At 52.4% G+C, this 18211-nt stretch carries 18 protein-coding genes, 1 pseudogene and 1 riboswitch; of the genes and pseudogenes, 12 read left to right on the top strand and 7 right to left on the bottom strand.

Annotation, left to right across the window (positions count from 1 at the left end):
- Positions 1–54 precede the first annotated feature (54 nt).
- The 3 genes from A1SC_RS20625 to bioA all read right to left on the bottom strand — a co-directional run bounded on the left by A1SC_RS20625 (position 55) and on the right by bioA (position 3314).
- On the bottom strand, positions 55–1338 hold the full coding sequence (locus A1SC_RS20625; protein ID WP_001091591.1) for a putative acyl-CoA thioester hydrolase: 1284 nt from the start codon (positions 1336–1338) through the stop codon (positions 55–57).
- 151 nt (positions 1339–1489) lie between these two features.
- Positions 1490–1966 carry a kinase inhibitor gene (locus A1SC_RS20620; RefSeq protein ID WP_001516024.1) on the bottom strand — a complete coding sequence of 159 codons (477 nt, stop codon included), beginning with the start codon at positions 1964–1966 and terminating at the stop codon, positions 1490–1492.
- A 58-nt stretch (positions 1967–2024) separates the two neighbouring features.
- On the bottom strand, positions 2025–3314 hold the full coding sequence (bioA, locus tag A1SC_RS20615) for an adenosylmethionine--8-amino-7-oxononanoate transaminase (protein WP_016248498.1): 1290 nt from the start codon (positions 3312–3314) through the stop codon (positions 2025–2027).
- Between the two features lie 86 nt (positions 3315–3400).
- Between bioA and bioB the strand changes: the two genes are divergently transcribed.
- From bioB to uvrB, 5 genes are all read left to right on the top strand, one after another.
- The gene (gene bioB, locus A1SC_RS20610) at positions 3401–4441 is read left to right on the top strand and encodes a biotin synthase BioB (RefSeq protein ID WP_000951218.1); all 1041 of its coding nucleotides are present in this window, start codon (positions 3401–3403) and stop codon (positions 4439–4441) included.
- The gene (gene bioF / locus A1SC_RS20605; RefSeq protein ID WP_016261829.1) at positions 4438–5592 is read left to right on the top strand and encodes an 8-amino-7-oxononanoate synthase; all 1155 of its coding nucleotides are present in this window, start codon (positions 4438–4440) and stop codon (positions 5590–5592) included. Before bioB ends, bioF begins: the two co-directional genes overlap by 4 nt.
- On the top strand, positions 5579–6334 hold the full coding sequence (gene bioC, locus A1SC_RS20600; protein ID WP_001516028.1) for a malonyl-ACP O-methyltransferase BioC: 756 nt from the start codon (positions 5579–5581) through the stop codon (positions 6332–6334). The genes bioF and bioC overlap by 14 nt, the downstream gene beginning before the upstream one ends.
- On the top strand, positions 6327–7007 hold the full coding sequence (gene bioD, locus A1SC_RS20595) for a dethiobiotin synthase (protein ID WP_016261830.1): 681 nt from the start codon (positions 6327–6329) through the stop codon (positions 7005–7007). The genes bioC and bioD overlap by 8 nt, the downstream gene beginning before the upstream one ends.
- 573 nt (positions 7008–7580) lie before the next feature.
- Positions 7581–9602: an excinuclease ABC subunit UvrB gene (gene uvrB, locus A1SC_RS20590; protein WP_000042544.1), complete on the top strand. Its 2022-nt coding sequence runs from the start codon at positions 7581–7583 to the stop codon at positions 9600–9602.
- A 192-nt stretch (positions 9603–9794) separates the two neighbouring features.
- Here the strand turns inward: uvrB and yvcK are convergent, their stop codons facing one another.
- Positions 9795–10703, bottom strand: a complete 909-nt coding sequence (yvcK, locus tag A1SC_RS20585) for a uridine diphosphate-N-acetylglucosamine-binding protein YvcK (protein ID WP_001246027.1) — start codon at positions 10701–10703, stop codon at positions 9795–9797.
- A gap of 264 nt (positions 10704–10967) precedes the next feature.
- Positions 10968–11112: riboswitch (molybdenum cofactor riboswitch) on the top strand.
- Between yvcK and moaA the strand changes: the two genes are divergently transcribed.
- The 7 genes and pseudogenes from moaA to A1SC_RS26135 form a co-directional block, all read left to right on the top strand.
- A complete protein-coding gene (gene moaA, locus A1SC_RS20580; protein ID WP_001516029.1) occupies positions 11100–12089 on the top strand; it encodes a GTP 3',8-cyclase MoaA in 990 nt (329 codons plus the stop codon). Its footprint overlaps the riboswitch before it by 13 nt.
- 21 nt (positions 12090–12110) lie before the next feature.
- A complete protein-coding gene (gene moaB / locus A1SC_RS20575; protein WP_016261831.1) occupies positions 12111–12623 on the top strand; it encodes a molybdenum cofactor biosynthesis protein B in 513 nt (170 codons plus the stop codon).
- Between the two features lie 2 nt (positions 12624–12625).
- Entirely contained in the window at positions 12626–13111 is a 486-nt protein-coding gene (moaC, locus tag A1SC_RS20570; protein ID WP_000080885.1) for a cyclic pyranopterin monophosphate synthase MoaC, read from the top strand.
- Positions 13104–13349, top strand: coding sequence for a molybdopterin synthase sulfur carrier subunit (gene moaD / locus A1SC_RS20565; protein ID WP_001516032.1), 246 nt, complete (start codon positions 13104–13106; stop codon positions 13347–13349). The genes moaC and moaD overlap by 8 nt, the downstream gene beginning before the upstream one ends.
- Before the next feature lies 1 nt (position 13350).
- Complete coding sequence (gene moaE / locus A1SC_RS20560) at positions 13351–13803, top strand: molybdopterin synthase catalytic subunit MoaE (protein WP_000852287.1); 453 nt, start codon at positions 13351–13353, stop codon at positions 13801–13803.
- 137 nt (positions 13804–13940) lie between these two features.
- Positions 13941–14645, top strand: coding sequence for a Bax inhibitor-1/YccA family protein (locus tag A1SC_RS20555; RefSeq protein ID WP_000373618.1), 705 nt, complete (start codon positions 13941–13943; stop codon positions 14643–14645).
- 214 nt (positions 14646–14859) lie between these two features.
- A pseudogene (locus A1SC_RS26135) lies at positions 14860–14976 on the top strand (BAX inhibitor (BI)-1/YccA family protein); the annotation flags it as partial.
- A 211-nt stretch (positions 14977–15187) separates the two neighbouring features.
- Here A1SC_RS26135 and A1SC_RS20550 read toward each other — a convergent pair.
- From A1SC_RS20550 to A1SC_RS20540, 3 genes are read right to left on the bottom strand one after another with little or no spacing between them, the layout of a single operon-like run.
- The gene (locus A1SC_RS20550; RefSeq protein ID WP_016261832.1) at positions 15188–16144 is read right to left on the bottom strand and encodes a lysylphosphatidylglycerol synthase domain-containing protein; all 957 of its coding nucleotides are present in this window, start codon (positions 16142–16144) and stop codon (positions 15188–15190) included.
- Positions 16144–17385, bottom strand: coding sequence for a cardiolipin synthase ClsB (clsB, locus tag A1SC_RS20545; RefSeq protein WP_000649633.1), 1242 nt, complete (start codon positions 17383–17385; stop codon positions 16144–16146). The genes A1SC_RS20550 and clsB overlap by 1 nt, the downstream gene beginning before the upstream one ends.
- Entirely contained in the window at positions 17382–18143 is a 762-nt protein-coding gene (locus A1SC_RS20540) for an endonuclease/exonuclease/phosphatase family protein (RefSeq protein ID WP_001516034.1), read from the bottom strand. The genes clsB and A1SC_RS20540 overlap by 4 nt, the downstream gene beginning before the upstream one ends.
- Positions 18144–18211: the final 68 nt, after the last annotated feature.

Genomic DNA, 18211 nt, shown 5'->3' on the forward strand with positions numbered 1-18211 from the left:
GTAGGCCGGATAAGGCGTTTACGCCGCATCCGGCCAATAAATAGTTAACAGCGCTTACTTCTTCGCCTCTGCAACCACTTTGCTACCCACGCCGCGGTTATTGTATTCCCACATACGGTTGTAGTTTGTGTCATTCAGATTGCGCTGCACTTCGTCATCATCATCAACGCTGCCGGTGTTACCCGCAAACGGACGATTAGAGATCACCGCATCGGCCCACGGTTTGACAGTGTTGAAGCCTTCGTTGATCACACTGTCACGGATTACCACCTGACCGTTGGTATTGGCATCAACATCCAGCGAGCGGCCTAATTGCGCGACACCATCACCAGAAGCATTGAAACGGCTGTTTACCGCGAGGAAACCGTAATAGATGTTAGACAGCGTCGCCGGTGCAAAAACATACGCTTCCTGCTGGGTACGAGAGTTCACCACGCGGAATTCGGTGTTATCGAACACCACTGCGCCACGACCGGAAACGATATCCACATCCCCTTCAATGTAGCTATTTGTCACCAGTGTACGCGGCTGGCGATTGGTTTCCAGACGGTTCTGCACACCGCTGTTGGTGACAAAGAAGGTATTCTGACGACCGAGAATATTGACGTTATTGATCTGCACTTTATCGCCATCGGTACGCAGCGCCACCGCCGGATGATTACCCGCATCTACGCTATCGCCCAGGGTGTTTTCGATGGTCAGATTTTGCAGTTGCAGACCATTGTTTTGCGACCAGAAGACCGCAGAACACAGTACACCGATACTGTCGCTGCGTTTGCTCTGGCAGCTATCGTACATATACCACGCTGGTTTACCTGGCATATATTTGCCGCGTGGGTTGACGTCGTGACGCCAGTCGGCAGGACTCATTCCACCATCAAGGGAAAGCCCAATTTTGACATCAATCGGTTTTTCACCCGTACCGTACAAAGTGATTCCACCCGGAGCTGCAGGAACGTAAACCGTGCCTTCATACTCACCTGGCAGCACGGCAATATACTGGCGCTTATTGGTGCGCTTGATAATTGCCGCATCCACCGCAGCCTGAATGGTCGTGTGCGTCACACCTTGTGTACCCGCTGGTCCAACAACAAAGTCAGGTTGCGCGGGCAGGGTAATCGGTGAAGGATTCCACGCTGCAGCACCTGGCGTCAGTGAGGAGAAATAGTGCTGCGCATCGAAATTCTGCGCTTCTTTTGCCGACAGAATCGGGCGAGAAGACGTACCAGGTGCGGTTTGATCAGAAGGACGTTGATCGGGCGGTGTTGAGCTACAGGCGGTCAGCGTCACGCCAAAAGCCAGTGCCAGCGCCAGACGGGAAACTGAAAATGTGTTCACAGGTTGCTCCGGGCTTTGAAATGGAAAAATGAATCCGTTGAAGCCTGCTTTTTTATACTAACTTTAGCGAAACGGGAAGGTAAAAAGACAAAAAGTTGTTTTTAATACCTTTAAGTGATGCCAGATGGTATCGCGCCATCTGGCAGAGTATTTAACTGAACATCGCGGTAATCGAGGCACTTGCCAGAGAGTGGAAATGGACGTTAAAGCCGACCATCGCGCCGCTGGCACCTTCATCGACATCAATACGTTCTACATCCAGTGCGTGAACGGTAAAAATGTAGCGATGGGTTTCGCCTTTCGGTGGCGCAGCGCCATCGTATCCGGTTTTACCAAAATCGGTACGCGTCTGCAAAACACCGTCTGGTATAGCCACCAGATCAGAGCCAAACCCTTGCGGCAATACGCGGGTATCGGCAGGCAAGTTAACAACTACCCAGTGCCACCAGCCAGAACCCGTTGGCGCATCCGGATCGTAACAGGTGACAACAAAACTTTTGGTTCCCGCAGGAACGTCGTCCCACGCCAGGTGCGGCGAAATATTATCGCCATCGTAGCCCATGCCATTAAAGACATGACGATGCGGTAACTTATCGCCATCGCGCAGATCATTACTGATGAGTTTCATGAACCCTCCTTTCTTGTTTGCAGAAAGTGTAGCCAGAAACACTCACGCTGACTTCTCGTTATTGGCAAAAAAATGTTTCATCCTGTACCGCTCGGTTAACGGCTGCCGTCAGGCGCTGTAACTGTTCCGGGCGAATAATATAGGGTGGCATCAGGTAGATAAGTTTGCCAAATGGCCGGATCCATACCCCCTGTTCGACGAAGAATTTTTGCAGAGCCGCCATATTTACCGGGCGTGTGGTTTCGACCACACCAATAGCCCCCAGCACGCGGACATCGGCAACCATTTCGGCGTCACGGGCGGGTGTGAGTTGCTCGCGTAGTTGTGCTTCAATAGCCGCTACCTGCTGCTGCCAGTCGCCAGATTCGATAATCGTCAGGCTGGCGTTTGCTGCTGCGCAGGCCAGCGGATTACCCATAAAAGTTGGCCCATGCATAAAGCAGGCAGCTTCGCCGTTACTGATGGTTTCCGCAACCAGGCGCGTAGTGAGTGTGGCGGAAAGCGTCATTGTACCGCCCGTTAAGGCTTTGCCGAGACATAAAATATCCGGTGCGATACCCGCATGTTCGCAGGCAAAAAGTTTGCCGGTACGGCCAAAACCGGTGGCAATCTCGTCAGCAATCAGCAAGATACCTTCGCGATCGCACATTTTGCGGATTCGTTTTAACCACTCCGGATGGTACATACGCATCCCGCCTGCGCCCTGAACAATAGGTTCAATGATTACGGCAGCGATTTCATGACGATGCGCCGCCATTAGCCGCGCGAAGCCCACCATATCGCGCTCATCCCATTCGCCGTCCATACGGCTTTGCGGGGCGGGAGCAAACAAGTTTTCCGGCAGGTAGCCTTTCCACAGGCTGTGCATTGAGTTGTCCGGATCGCACACCGACATCGCGCCAAAAGTATCGCCATGATAACCATTGCGGAAGGTCAGAAAACGCTGGCGCGTTTCGCCTTTGGCCTGCCAGTACTGCAACGCCATCTTCATCGCCACTTCTACCGCCACGGAACCGGAGTCCGCGAGAAAAACGCACTCCAGCGATTCCGGCGTCATTGCCACCAGTTTGCGGCACAGCTCAATGGCTGGCGCATGGGTAATACCGCCAAACATCACGTGTGACATGGCATCAATTTGCGATTTCATCGCGGCATTGAGCTGTGGGTGATTGTAGCCGTGGATCGCCGCCCACCAGGAAGACATACCGTCAACCAGGCGTCTGGCGTCAGACAAAATCAGTTCGCAACCTTCTGCGCTCGCCACTGGATAAACCGGTAGTGGGGAGGTCATGGATGTGTACGGGTGCCAGATATGGCGTTGGTCAAAGGCAAGATCATCCGTTGTCATAATCGACTTGTAAACCAAATTGAAAAGCTTTAGGTTTACAAGTCTACACCGAATTAACAACAAAAAACACGTTTTGGAGAAGCCCCATGGCTCACCGCCCACGCTGGACATTGTCGCAAGTCACAGAATTATTTGAAAAACCATTACTGGATCTGCTGTTCGAAGCGCAGCAGGTTCACCGTCAGCATTTCGATCCTCGCCAGGTACAGGTCAGCACTTTGCTGTCGATTAAAACCGGCGCTTGTCCGGAAGATTGCAAATACTGCCCGCAAAGCTCTCGCTATAAAACCGGTCTGGAAGCTGAGCGGTTGATGGAAGTCGAACAGGTACTGGAATCAGCGCGCAAAGCGAAAGCGGCTGGCTCGACGCGCTTCTGCATGGGCGCGGCGTGGAAAAATCCGCACGAGCGCGATATGCCGTACCTGGAACAAATGGTGCAGGGGGTAAAAGCGATGGGCCTGGAAGCGTGTATGACGCTGGGCACGTTGAGCGAATCCCAGGCGCAGCGCCTCGCGAATGCCGGGCTGGATTACTACAACCACAACCTTGATACCTCGCCGGAGTTTTACGGCAACATCATCACTACACGCACTTATCAGGAGCGTCTTGATACGCTGGAAAAAGTGCGCGAAGCCGGGATCAAAGTCTGTTCTGGCGGCATTGTTGGTTTAGGTGAAACGGTGAAAGATCGCGCCGGATTATTGCTACAACTGGCGAATCTGCCGACGCCACCGGAAAGTGTGCCGATCAACATGCTGGTGAAGGTGAAAGGCACGCCGCTGGCAGATAACGATGATGTCGATGCCTTTGATTTTATTCGTACCATTGCAGTGGCGCGGATCATGATGCCGACCTCATATGTGCGTCTTTCTGCCGGACGCGAGCAGATGAATGAACAGACTCAGGCGATGTGCTTTATGGCTGGGGCTAACTCGATTTTCTACGGCTGCAAATTGCTGACCACGCCGAATCCGGAAGAAGATAAAGACCTGCAACTGTTCCGCAAACTGGGGCTGAATCCGCAACAAACCGCCGTTCTGGCGGGCGATAACGAACAACAGCAGCGTCTGGAGCAGGCGCTGATGACCCCGGACACTGACGAATACTACAACGCGGCAGCCCTATGACCTGGCAGGAGAAAATCGACGCGGCGCTTGATGCGCGGCGCGAAGCTGATGCCCTGCGTCGTCGCTATCCGGTGGCGCAGGGAGCCGGACGCTGGCTGGTGGCAGATGGTCGCCAGTATCTGAACTTTTCCAGTAACGATTACCTCGGTTTAAGCCATCATCCGCACATCATCCGCGCCTGGCAGCAGGGTGTGGAACAATTTGGTGTCGGTAGCGGCGGTTCCGGGCATGTCAGCGGTTATAGCGTGGTGCATCAGGCGCTGGAAGAAGAACTGGCGGAGTGGCTGGGCTATTCGCGGGCGCTACTGTTTATCTCCGGTTTCGCTGCCAATCAGGCGGTCATTGCCGCGATGATGGCGAAAGAGGATCGCATCGTTGCCGACCGTCTTAGTCATGCTTCGTTGCTGGAGGCTGCCAGTTTAAGTCCGGCGCAGCTTCGCCGTTTTAGCCATAACGATGTCACTCATCTGACGCGTCTGCTTACAGCCTCCTGTCCGGGGCAGCAACTGGTGGTGACAGAAGGCGTGTTTAGCATGGACGGTGATAGCGCGCCGTTGGCAGAAATCCGGCAAGTAGCGCAACAGCACAACGCCTGGTTAATGGTCGACGATGCCCACGGGACGGGCGTTATCGGTGAGCAGGGGCGCGGCAGTTGCTGGCAGCAAAAGATGAAACCAGAATTGTTGGTGGTGACTTTTGGCAAAGGATTTGGCGTCAGTGGGGCGGCGGTACTTTGCTCCGATAGCGTGGCAGATTATCTGTTGCAGTTTGCCCGCCATCTTATCTACAGCACCAGTATGCCGCCCGCTCAGGCGCAGGCATTACGTGCATCGCTGGCGGTGATTCGTAGCGAAGAGGGTGACGCACGGCGGGAAAAACTGGCGGATCTGATTGCACGTTTTCGTAGTGGAGTACAGGGTTCGCCATTTACTCTCGCGGACTCATGCAGTGCCATCCAGCCATTAATCGTTGGTGATAACGCTCGCGCGCTACGCCTGGCAGAAAACCTGCGTCAGCAAGGTTGCTGGGTGACGGCGATTCGCCCGCCAACCGTACCCGCTGGCACCGCGCGGCTGCGCCTGACTTTAACCGCAGGGCATGAAATACCGGATATCGACCGTCTGCTGGAGGTGCTGCATGGCAACGGTTAATAAGCAGGCCATTGCGGCGGCATTTGGTCGGGCAGCCTCACAGTATGAGCAACACGCAGAGTTGCAGCGCCAGAGTGCCGACGCCTTACTGGCAATGCTCCCGCAACGCCAGTACGCCCGGGTGTTGGACGCTGGTTGCGGGCCTGGCTGGATGAGCCGCCGCTGGCGTGAACGTAGCGCACAGGTGACGGCACTGGATCTCTCTCCGCTTATGCTTGTACAGGCACGTCAGCAGGATGCCGCACATCATTACCTGACGGGGGATATCGAATCCTTACCGCTGGCGAACACGACGTTTGATCTCGCGTGGAGCAACCTTGCCGTGCAATGGTGCGCTGAATTATCTACGGCATTACGCGAGCTTTATCGGGTAGTGTGTCCTGGCGGAATTGTGGCGTTTACCACCCTGGCACAAGGCTCATTACCAGAGCTACATCAGGCATGGCAGGCTGTAGACGCACGCCCCCACGCTAATCACTTTTTACCGCCAGCAGAAATTGAACGGGCGTTGAAAGGTTTTCGTCATCAATACAATATTCAACCCATTACGCTGTGGTTTGATGACGCACTCAGCGCCATGCGTTCACTGAAAGGTATTGGTGCAACGCATCTTCACGAAGGGCGCGACCAGCGAGTATTAACGCGTTCACAGTTACAGCGATTGCAACTGGCCTGGCCGCAACAACAGGGGCGATACCCTCTGACTTATCATCTTTTTTTGGGAGTGATTACTCGTGAGTAAACGCTTTTTTGTTACCGGGACGGACACCGAAGTGGGGAAAACCGTTGCCAGTTGTGCGCTTTTACAGGCCGCTAAGGCTGCAGGTTACCGGACAGCAGGTTATAAACCGGTGGCCTCCGGCAGCGAAATGACTACAGAAGGTTTACGTAACAGCGACGCGCTGGCGTTACAGCGCAACAGCAGCTTGCACCTGGATTACGCCACGGTAAATCCTTACACCTTCGCTGAACCTACTTCGCCACATATCATCAGCGCGGAAGAGGGGAGACCGATTGAGCCGAAGGTAATGAGCGCCGGATTACGCGCGCTGGGGCAACAGGCTGACTGGGTGTTAGTGGAAGGCGCTGGTGGCTGGTTTACGCCGCTTTCTGCTACTTTCACTTTTGCCGATTGGGTGAAGAGCGAACAACTGCCGGTGATTCTGGTCGTTGGGATAAAACTGGGCTGCATTAATCACGCGATGCTGACAGCACAGGCAGTACAGCAGGCTGGACTCACTCTCGCAGGCTGGGTGGCAAACGATGTCACGCCGCCAGGCAAACGGCATGTCGAATATATGGCCACTCTCACACGAATGATTCCTGCACCGCTGCTGGGGGAAATCCCCTGGCTTGAGGAAAATCCAGAAAGTGCGTTAACCGGAAGATATATCACTCTCACTTCACTGAAGTAGCAAAAAATTGGTTGAATTGCGAGCGAGCTGGCGTTTTCAGTCGTCCGTAATTTAACCAATCAAAGGCTAAAAAAATCGCGAAAAAATTTTTACCCCTGCATTATACGATTAGTATGGGAATTGCCCAGGCGGCTGGACATAGGGGCTGCAGGCAGTTATCCACTATTCCTGTGGATAACCATGTGCATTAGAGTTAGAAAACGTAATGTAAGCGAGAGAATACGCGGCCTGCACGCAAATTGGCGCTAAAGACGGCTTAAAGAAATATATGTTATTTTTTAATTGGTTAGATAAATGCAATGGCTGTCAGGAAAGTGTCATCTCCTGCAATAAATCCGTCATCAGCCATCTTGACAAATGTTAAAAAAGCCATTGCTCTGGGGATAACCCTGCAACACTGGTGTTTTATCTCGTCACTGCGTCAATTTTGCCTACGGTTGACACCTTAGTTTACGGCGTAACAGAGATATTGTGGTGTGAGCCTGTTTTTTTATCCAGTGTTATTTGTTGGCATTATTAATCATGACGAGTAAAATTACACACCTGCCCGCCCACTCCTTCAGGTAGCGACTCATGAGTAAACCATTCAAACTGAATTCCGCGTTCAAACCTTCTGGCGATCAGCCGGAGGCGATTCGCCGCCTCAAAGAGGGGCTGGAGGATGGCCTCGCGCACCAGACTCTGCTCGGTGTGACGGGGTCGGGGAAAACCTTCACCATTGCTAATGTCATTGCTGATCTGCAACGCCCAACGATGGTGCTGGCACCCAACAAAACGCTGGCAGCGCAACTTTATGGTGAGATGAAAGAATTCTTCCCGGAAAACGCGGTGGAATACTTCGTCTCCTACTACGACTACTATCAGCCGGAAGCCTACGTACCAAGCTCTGATACGTTTATTGAGAAAGATGCCTCGGTAAACGAACATATTGAACAGATGCGTCTTTCAGCAACCAAAGCGTTGCTGGAGCGGCGGGATGTTATTGTTGTTGCGTCAGTTTCCGCTATTTATGGTCTGGGTGATCCTGATTTATATCTCAAAATGATGCTGCACCTCACGGTCGGCATGATTATCGACCAACGTGCGATCCTGCGTCGCCTGGCGGAGTTGCAATATACCCGCAATGACCAGGCATTCCAGCGCGGGACCTTCCGCGTGCGTGGTGAAGTGATCGACATTTTCCCGGCGGAGTCCGACGACATTGCGCTACGCGTGGAGCTGTTTGATGAAGAAGTTGAACGATTGTCGTTGTTTGATCCATTAACCGGGCAAATCGTTTCAACAGTCCCACGTTTTACCATCTACCCGAAAACGCACTATGTTACGCCGCGTGAACGCATTGTGCAGGCGATGGAAGAGATCAAAACAGAACTGGCGGACCGACGCAAAGTGCTGCTGGAAAACAATAAACTTTTGGAAGAGCAGCGTCTGACTCAACGAACCCAGTTTGATCTGGAGATGATGAATGAGCTGGGCTACTGTTCGGGGATTGAAAACTATTCGCGCTTTCTCTCCGGGCGTGGACCTGGCGAACCACCGCCGACGTTATTTGATTACCTGCCTGCCGATGGTCTGCTGGTGGTCGATGAATCTCACGTCACCATTCCACAAATTGGCGGAATGTATCGCGGTGACAGGGCGCGTAAAGAGACTCTGGTGGAGTATGGTTTCCGATTGCCATCGGCGCTGGATAACCGTCCGCTGAAATTTGAGGAGTTTGAAGCGCTGGCTCCGCAAACGATTTATGTTTCTGCGACGCCAGGTAACTACGAACTGGAGAAATCCGGTGGTGACGTGGTGGATCAGGTGGTGCGCCCGACTGGCTTGCTCGATCCGATTATCGAAGTGCGTCCGGTAGCGACCCAGGTCGATGATCTTCTTTCGGAGATTCGCCTGCGTGCGGCAATTAACGAACGCGTTCTGGTGACGACGTTGACCAAGCGAATGGCGGAAGATCTAACGGAATATCTGGAAGAACACGGTGAGCGCGTGCGTTATCTTCACTCCGACATTGATACCGTTGAGCGTATGGAGATTATCCGCGACTTGCGTCTGGGCGAGTTCGACGTACTGGTGGGGATCAACTTACTGCGTGAAGGTCTGGATATGCCGGAGGTCTCATTGGTGGCGATCCTCGATGCTGACAAAGAAGGGTTCCTGCGTTCAGAACGTTCGCTGATCCAGACCATTGGCCGTGCGGCGCGTAACATCAACGGCAAAGCGATTCTCTACGGTGATAAGATAACCCCGTCGATGGCGAAAGCGATTGGCGAAACGGAACGTCGTCGTGAGAAACAGCAGCGGTACAACGAAGAGCATGGTATTACGCCACAAGGTCTTAATAAAAAAGTGGTCGATATCCTGGCGCTGGGGCAGAACATTGCCAAAACCAAAGCGAAGGGCAGAGGGAAATCGCGCCCGATTGTTGAGCCGGATAATGTGCCGATGGATATGTCGCCAAAAGCGTTGCAGCAGAAAATCCATGAGCTGGAAGGGCAGATGATGAAACATGCGCAAAACCTCGAATTCGAAGAGGCGGCGCAAATCCGTGACCAGTTGCATCAGTTGCGTGAGCTGTTTATTGCCGCGTCGTGACGAGATGAAGAAGCAGGAATGTTCTTCTGGTTTGAGGCTAATGAGAACGCAAAATTGCCTGATGCGCTACGCTTATCAGGCCTACATGATCTCTGCAATATATTGAATTTGCGCGGCTTGTAGGCCGCATCCGGCATGGATAACGTGCACTTTGTCAGCAATCTGAATCCGGAATTCTCTTCCGGCTTCCCGTTAACCCAATGCCTGTAACGCCTTTTCCAGTGCGTTATGTAACAACTGGCGGTCATGGCGATAGGGGATATCGCTGGCCTCCAGTACGTCCTGAATCACTATTCTGTCGCTGACCGCAGAAACATCCACTTTCGGCCCAACGACTACGGCATCAATCACTTTCTTCCCGACATACTGTTCCATAATCGCCAGCTTATTTTCCAGCTTCAGATTCGCCGCAGGCAGGCTCAATTCACGCCCCAGATTGCCGATATAAACCATCGGCGCTGGCGTGCGGCGTAATGCCTGTGCCATTTCCTTAAGCAGCAGAATTGGCATCAGGCTGGTATAAAAACTGCCAGGTCCGATAAGGATCAGATCTGCGTCATTGATAGCATGAACCGCTTCACGCGTTGCGGGCACATTCGGGGTTAAGAGCAATTCCTGAATTGGCGTAGTTAACTGGTCGATATTGACCTCGCCATAAACTTCATGCCCCTGATCGTCAATGGCCATCAGATCAACGGGATGCTCTGACATCGGAATTAATTGCGCGTCCACTTTCAACAGATTACGAATTAAATTGATGGCTTCCAGAGGCCGCACGCTAAGGTGATCCAGCGCCTTTAACATCAAGTTTCCGAGATTATGACCGGAAAGCTCGCCATTGCCGCCAAAACGGTATTCAAACATCGCGGAGGCGACGCTCGGTTCCGTTATCAGTTGGTTGAGGCAGTTGCGCATGTCGCCCCAGGCAATGCCGCCTTCTGAGCGGCGAATACGGCCTGTTGAACCGCCATTATCGGTGGTGGTGACAATGCCCGTTAAACGAGAGCCTAAAGATGAAAGTGATGAAAGAACGCGTCCTAATCCATGCCCTCCGCCGAGTGCAACAACACGATCAAGGTCAGCCAGCGTACGATTGCGCATATAGATTCCTGAAGTCAGATTATCCGCGCTACAGTAGCGCAACTGACAGGGAAACGGCAATTAACCTGCCAATATTGAGGATACAAATATTTTCTTCTACCTCTAAAGGACGAGGTTCGCTGTGCATCCCTGATGATGTATATCAAAGTAAAACCGCCATATTCCCTTATTCTGTAGCGAAATAGCACGATCATGACGCTATATATATGATTACATAGCGGAAAGTGTGAATGGTAAAAATCTCATTTACACGCTAGTATCGACATAACCACTAAACACTCTAGCCTCTGCACCTGGGTCAACTGATATGGTGCTTTGGCCGTGACAATGCTCATAAAGATTGCCACCAGGGCGAAGGAAGAAATGACTTCGCCTCCCGTATCTGGAAAGGTGTACATGGCTTCACAACTGACTGATGCATTTGCGCGTAAGTTTTATTACTTGCGCCTGTCGATTACCGATGTGTGTAACTTTCGTTGCACCTACTGCCTGCCGGATGGCTATAAGCCGAGCGGCGTCACCAATAAAGGCTTTCTGACCGTCGATGAAATTCGCCGGGTTACTCGCGCCTTCGCCAGTTTGGGCACCGAAAAAGTACGTCTGACAGGCGGTGAACCGTCTTTACGCCGCGACTTTACCGATATCATCGCAGCCGTGCGGGAAAACGACGCTATTCGTCAGATAGCGGTCACCACCAATGGTTACCGCCTGGAACGCGACGTGGCGAACTGGCGCGATGCCGGACTGACGGGGATTAACGTCAGTGTCGATAGCCTCGACGCTCGCCAGTTTTATGCTATTACCGGTCAGGATAAATTCAACCAGGTGATGGCGGGGATTGATGCCGCATTTGAAGCCGGGTTTGAGAAGGTCAAAGTCAATACCGTGCTGATGCGCGATGTCAATCATCACCAGCTCGACACCTTTCTGAACTGGATCCAGCATCGCCCCATCCAGTTACGTTTCATCGAACTGATGGAAACGGGCGAGGGTAGCGAACTTTTCCGTAAGCACCATATCTCTGGTCAGATTCTGCGTGACGAACTGCTGCGTCGCGGCTGGATCCATCAACTTCGTCAACGCAGCGACGGCCCCGCGCAAGTCTTTTGTCATCCGGATTACGCCGGAGAAATCGGCCTTATCATGCCGTATGAAAAAGATTTCTGCGCCACCTGCAACCGTCTGCGCGTCTCCTCCATTGGTAAACTCCATCTCTGCCTGTTTGGTGAAGGCGGCGTTAACCTGCGCGATCTGCTGGAAGATGATGCCCAGCAACAGGCACTGGAAGCGCGTATTTCAGCGGCGCTGCGGGAGAAAAAACAGACCCATTTCCTGCATCAAAATAACACCGGTATTACGCAAAACTTATCGTACATTGGCGGCTAAAACGTCAAAAGGAGAGATCAGATGAGTCAGGTAAGCACTGAATTTATCCCGACCCGTATTGCTATTCTTACGGTTTCTAATCGTCGCGGTGAAGAAGACGATACCTCCGGTCATTATCTGCGCGATTCGGCGCAGGAAGCGGGCCATCACATTGTCGATAAAGCGATTGTTAAAGAAAACCGCTACGCCATCCGCGCGCAGGTATCTGCGTGGATCGCCAGCGACGATGTGCAAGTGGTGCTGATTACTGGCGGCACCGGACTGACGGAAGGCGATCAGGCACCAGAAGCGTTGCTGCCGCTGTTCGATCGTGAAGTCGAAGGCTTCGGTGAAGTATTCCGTATGTTGTCATTCGAAGAGATTGGCACCGCAACGTTGCAATCTCGTGCGGTAGCGGGCGTTGCTAACAAGACACTGATTTTCGCTATGCCGGGTTCGACCAAAGCGTGCCACACCGCATGGGAAAATATCATCGCGCCGCAACTGGATGCCCGTACACGTCCATGCAATTTCCATCCACATTTGAAGAAATAAGTATGTCGCAACTGACTCATATCAACGCCGCTGGCGAAGCGCACATGGTGGATGTCTCCGCCAAAGCGGAAACTGTACGTGAAGCACGGGCGGAAGCCTTTGTCACCATGCGCAGCGAGACGCTGGCGATGATCATCGATGGTCGTCACCACAAAGGCGACGTATTTGCCACCGCGCGGATTGCCGGTATTCAGGCGGCAAAACGTACATGGGATCTGATCCCACTGTGTCACCCGCTAATGCTCAGTAAAGTTGAAGTCAATTTGCAGGCAGAGCCGGAACACAATCGGGTACGTATAGAAACCTTATGCCGCCTGACCGGGAAAACCGGCGTCGAAATGGAAGCGTTAACCGCGGCCTCCGTGGCGGCGCTGACCATTTACGATATGTGTAAAGCCGTGCAAAAAGATATGGTGATTGGTCCGGTACGCCTGCTGGCGAAGAGCGGCGGCAAGTCGGGTGACTTTAAGGTGGAAGCGGATGATTAAAGTTCTTTTTTTCGCCCAGGTGCGCGAGCTGGTGGGGACCGATGCAACCGACGTTGCCGCGGATTTTCCAACCGTTGAAGCGTTACGCCAGCACCTGGCAGCGCAGAGCGATCGTTGGGCGCTGGCGCTGGAAGATGGCAAATTACTGGCTGCCGTCAACCAGACGCTGGTGAGTTTCGACCATCCGCTAACTGACGGCGACGAAGTGGCTTTCTTCCCGCCGGTAACCGGAGGCTAAGATGGCTGAAACCAAAATTGTTGTCGGACCGCAGCCGTTCAGCGTAGGGGAAGAGTATCCGTGGCTGGCTGAGCGTGATGAAGACGGTGCGGTGGTCACCTTTACCGGTAAGGTGCGTAACCATAACCTGGGTGACAGCGTAAAAGCATTAACCCTCGAACACTATCCGGGAATGACTGAAAAAGCACTGGCGGAAATCGTTGATGAAGCGCGTAACCGCTGGCCGCTGGGGCGAGTCACGGTGATTCATCGTATTGGCGAATTATGGCCGGGTGATGAAATCGTTTTTGTCGGCGTTACCAGTGCGCATCGCAGTAGTGCGTTTGAGGCCGGGCAGTTTATTATGGATTATCTCAAAACCCGCGCACCGTTCTGGAAGCGCGAAGCTACGCCGGAAGGTGACCGCTGGGTCGAAGCGCGGGAGAGCGATCAGCAGGCAGCAAAACGCTGGTAGTTTTTTGTTGGCCGGATAAGGCATAGAGCTGCATCCGGCAATTTCACCGTACCGGACATACGTTTACGCTGCGGCGATGCACACCCTCATCATTTGCAGTATCCTTTAGATATTCCTTATATCTTCAGGAGATCTTCATGGACAGATTCCCACGTTCTGATTCAATCGTACAAGCCAGGACTGGCCTGCAAACCTATATGGCACAGGTCTATGGCTGGATGACCGTTGGCCTGTTGTTGACCGCGTTTGTTGCCTGGTATGCTGCTAACTCCGCCGCCGTGATGGAGCTGCTTTTCACCAACCGCATCTTTTTAATTGGTCTGGTAATAGCGCAATTAGCTCTGGTAATTGTGTTATCAGCGATGATTCAAAAGCTCAGCGCGGGTGTGACAACCATGCTCTTTATGCTTTATTCGGCGCTGACAGGTCTGACGCTTTCCAGCATTTTCATTGTCTACACCGCCGCCTCTATCGCCAGTACTTTCGTTGTTACCGCCGGAATGTTCGGTGCGATGAGTCTGTACGGCTACACCACGAAGCGCGATTTAAGCGGCTTCGGCAATATGCTGTTTATGGCGTTAATCGGCATTGTCATCGCCTCGCTGGTGAACTTCTGGCTGAAAAGCGAGGCGTTGATGTGGGTGGTGACCTATATCGGAGTGATTGTCTTTGTCGGCCTGACCGCCTATGACACCCAGAAACTGAAAAATATGGGTGAGCAGATTGATACCCGCGACACGTCGAACCTGCGCAAATATTCAATTCTTGGCGCATTAACGTTGTATCTCGACTTCATCAACCTGTTCCTGATGTTGCTGCGGATTTTTGGCAACCGCCGTTAATTCCGTTTCCCCTCCAAATCCCGGCCTGGCGTCGGGATTTTTTCTAATTAAAACGACAATGAATAAAAGCCTGTTATAAAATGCGCCCATGACATGGGGGCGCATCCATAAATATAATTTTTTGTATATATGGCTTAAGTAAAGATATCAATAAGATAAATGCTGCCATTGCAGGTGTAATGTATCTTTTTTTAATCTCTTTGGTGGTGATTGTCGTTGCGCTTTTATAGGGGCGTTAACTCTCTATTATTATTTTATCGGCTTCTTCGGGATTCTTGCAGCAATAGCTATAACACTTGTTTGGCAAAGGCATACGCGGTTTTTTCATTAGTCATAGAAAAATAGGTAAATTTCTTTCTTGGGTAAAATTGTGAGGAAACGCAATGAGCCCGATGCGCTACGCTTAGCAGGCACAGACTGGAATTGTAATCTATTAATTTAGCCCGGTTTTGTAGGGCGGATAAGGCGTTTACGCCGCATCCGCCATGAACAAATAGCACGTTGCTAACAATCTGCACAAACCAAAAGAACTTAACCGAACTTCACATCGCCGCTTCATTTTTCGCCCGTAGCTTCTTCGCCTGACTTTCCAGCAACAGGTAACAGATCAGCGCCAGCAGCAGCGGGATAAAGTAATACAGCACACGGTAAGCGAGTAGGGCGGCGATAATTGTGCCTTTGGATGTATTCTCTCCTGCCAGTAGCGCGATAAACACCGCTTCCAGCACGCCAATCCCCGCCGGAATATGCACGATGACACCAGCAATACTACTAACCAGTAACACGCCTAAGACAAAGAAATAATTCACGCTTTGGTCAAGTAACAGCCAGATAATTGCCCCCATCACCATCCAGTTAACGCTGGAAATCAGCATCTGAGCGAGGGCGAATTTCCATGAAGGCAGCACCAGCTTTTGCCCCTTGATGGTCATATGGCGGTGCTTCGCGAAAGCGCAAAACCATAAATAAACCGCGATAATCATCAGTAAGCCAATGCCGAGAATACGCAGCGTGGTTTGATCGACATACCAGTGATCCGGTAACTCCACCACGCCTGCGGTAAAAATAATCCCGGCTAATAAAATATAGCCCAGCCAGTTGGTGGTAATACTCAGCGAGAAAATGCGTGTGATGGTGCCGCCCGGTAATCCCAGACGCGAATAAAGGCGATAACGCATCCCAATCCCGCCGACCCAGGTACTGAGCGTCAGGTTGAAGGCATAGCAGATAAATGACACCAGCATCACCTGGCGCTTCGCCAGTTTGTGACCGCAGTAGAAACGGGCGAGCAGGTCATAGCAGCCGTAAATCAGATAACTGACGACCACCAGCCCGACCGCACTCAATAGCACAACGCGGTTATAGTCGCGGATGACCTTCCAGACCTCTTCCCAGTCCACTTTTTTGGCGTAGACCACCAGCAACACAATCACCGCGATAAAAAATAGCCAGGTAAGGATCTTCTTTGCTAAGCGCCAGCGAGGATGGGATTTACTCATCAGGGCTTTACCCCCGTATTTTCTGTTTCTACCCGATCCTGCGTTTCCATTGCCGGTTGCGCGGGCGGCTCAACCTGTGCCAGACGCGGCGTATGCGCCGGAAGCCAGCCCACCAGCGCCGGGAAGTGGCGCAAAAAGTGGAATGCCAGCACGCTTTTAGTCAGATTCCACCAGGTGCGTTTGGGCAGCATACTTTCATCTACCTGCCGACAATCGGCGGCGATGATGCCATTAAGATTGTCGCGTAGCGTCTGGTTAAAATTACGATCGTAGATGATGACGTTAGCTTCGAGATTCAGCGACAAACTGAGCGGATCGAGATTACTGGAGCCTACCGTCGCCCAGTGATCATCCATTAACGCCACTTTGCCGTGGAGCGGGCGGCGGCGATACTCAAACACTTGAACGCCGCCTTTAACCAGATAGTTATAGAGCAAACGCGCGCCAACCCTGACAATCGGCATATCCGGTTCACCCTGAATAATCAGTTTGATCCGCACCCCGCGCCGTGCCGCTTTACGTAAGGCGTGTAAAAATCGATAGCCGGGAAAGAAGTAGGCGTTGGCGATAATCACTTCCCGCCGCGCCTGAGTGAGCATTTTCAAATAGTGGCGCTCGATATCGCTGCGATGTTCTTCGTTATCGCGCCAGACCAGCAATACCTGCGCTTCCCCCGGTTGGCGGTTTTCTTCCGCTTTATGGTGACGTCGCCACCAGCGGCGTGCCGCGCTCTGCCCAGGCAAGTTTTCCAGCTCAAACTGCAGAATATCTTCAACAATCGGCCCTTCCAGCCGCACCGCGTAATCCTGTTTGGCCTGTGGGCCGTAGCTGGACATATGCTCGGCGGAGTAATTTATCCCGCCGATAAAGGCGATTCGTGTATCGATGACCACAATTTTGCGATGCATCCGGCGGAACACATTCGTGCGCATACCGAACAGGCGAGGACGAGGATCGTAATAACGAAATACCACGCCAGCCGCGGTCAGTTCGCTGACAAATTCATCGCTGAGATCTGGCGAACCATAGCCATCCAGCAAGACTTCCGCTTTAACCCCACGTTGCGCCGCTGCCAGCAGCGCCGCATGTAGCTGTTTGCCGACGTCATCTTCAAACCAGATAAATGTCTCAAGGATGATGCGTTGCTCTGCTTCGTTAATCGCTTTAAACACAGCAGGGTAATATTGCTCGCCGTTTTCCAGTAACTGAATCTTGTTCCCTTCGCGCCAACCACATTTCATAGATGGATCTCCACACTCAAAGGGGCATGGTCAGAAAGATGTCGCCAGGTCCGCAGCGGCAGCGCTGTGGGCGCACTGGCACTGGCGTTTTTGACGTAAATCCTGTCCAGACGAAGAACGGGAAATTGCACCGGAAATGTTCGCGCCGGGCGTCCGTGGGCGCGGGTAAATATCTCATCCAGCCCAGCCAGTACTTTTAAGGGATGATTGGCTTTTTGCCGCCAGTCGTTGAAATCTCCCGCGACTAATACTGGTTCGCCGTTCGGTAGTTGATTCACCCATTCAGCAAGCATCGCAAGCTGCGCCTGACGGTGCGCCTCCCGCAAGCCGAGATGCACGCACATCACATGAATCGCTTTCCCCGTGACTGGCGGAACAATGCGGCAATAAAGCACGCCGCGCTTTTCCGCGCCATCGACCGAAACATCGCGATTCTCATAATGTTCAATGGGATAGCGTGACAGCACCGCGTTCCCGTGATGCCCTTCCGGGTATACAGCATTACGTCCGTAGGCAAAATCACTCCACATGGTGTCGGCAAGAAACTCGTAGTGCGAAGTATCGGGCCAGTTCTTCACATGCAGTGGATGGACTTCGTGCGCCCCCATTACTTCCTGCAGGCAGACGATATCGGCGCTGACGGCACGCACGGCGTCGCGAAGTTCCGGCAAAATGAAGCGTCGGTTAAATGCTGTAAAGCCTTTGTGAATATTGATGGTGAGCACCTTGAACGAAAAATGTTGTGTTTGGTCGGGCATAATTTTCCTGTTTTTGCCTCTTATCTCATTGAAATAGTGTAGTCGGCGTCACAAAAAGGTGCGGTCTT

The organism is Escherichia sp. KTE52, from assembly GCF_000408325.1.
Taxonomy (GTDB): Bacteria; Pseudomonadota; Gammaproteobacteria; order Enterobacterales; family Enterobacteriaceae; genus Escherichia; species Escherichia marmotae.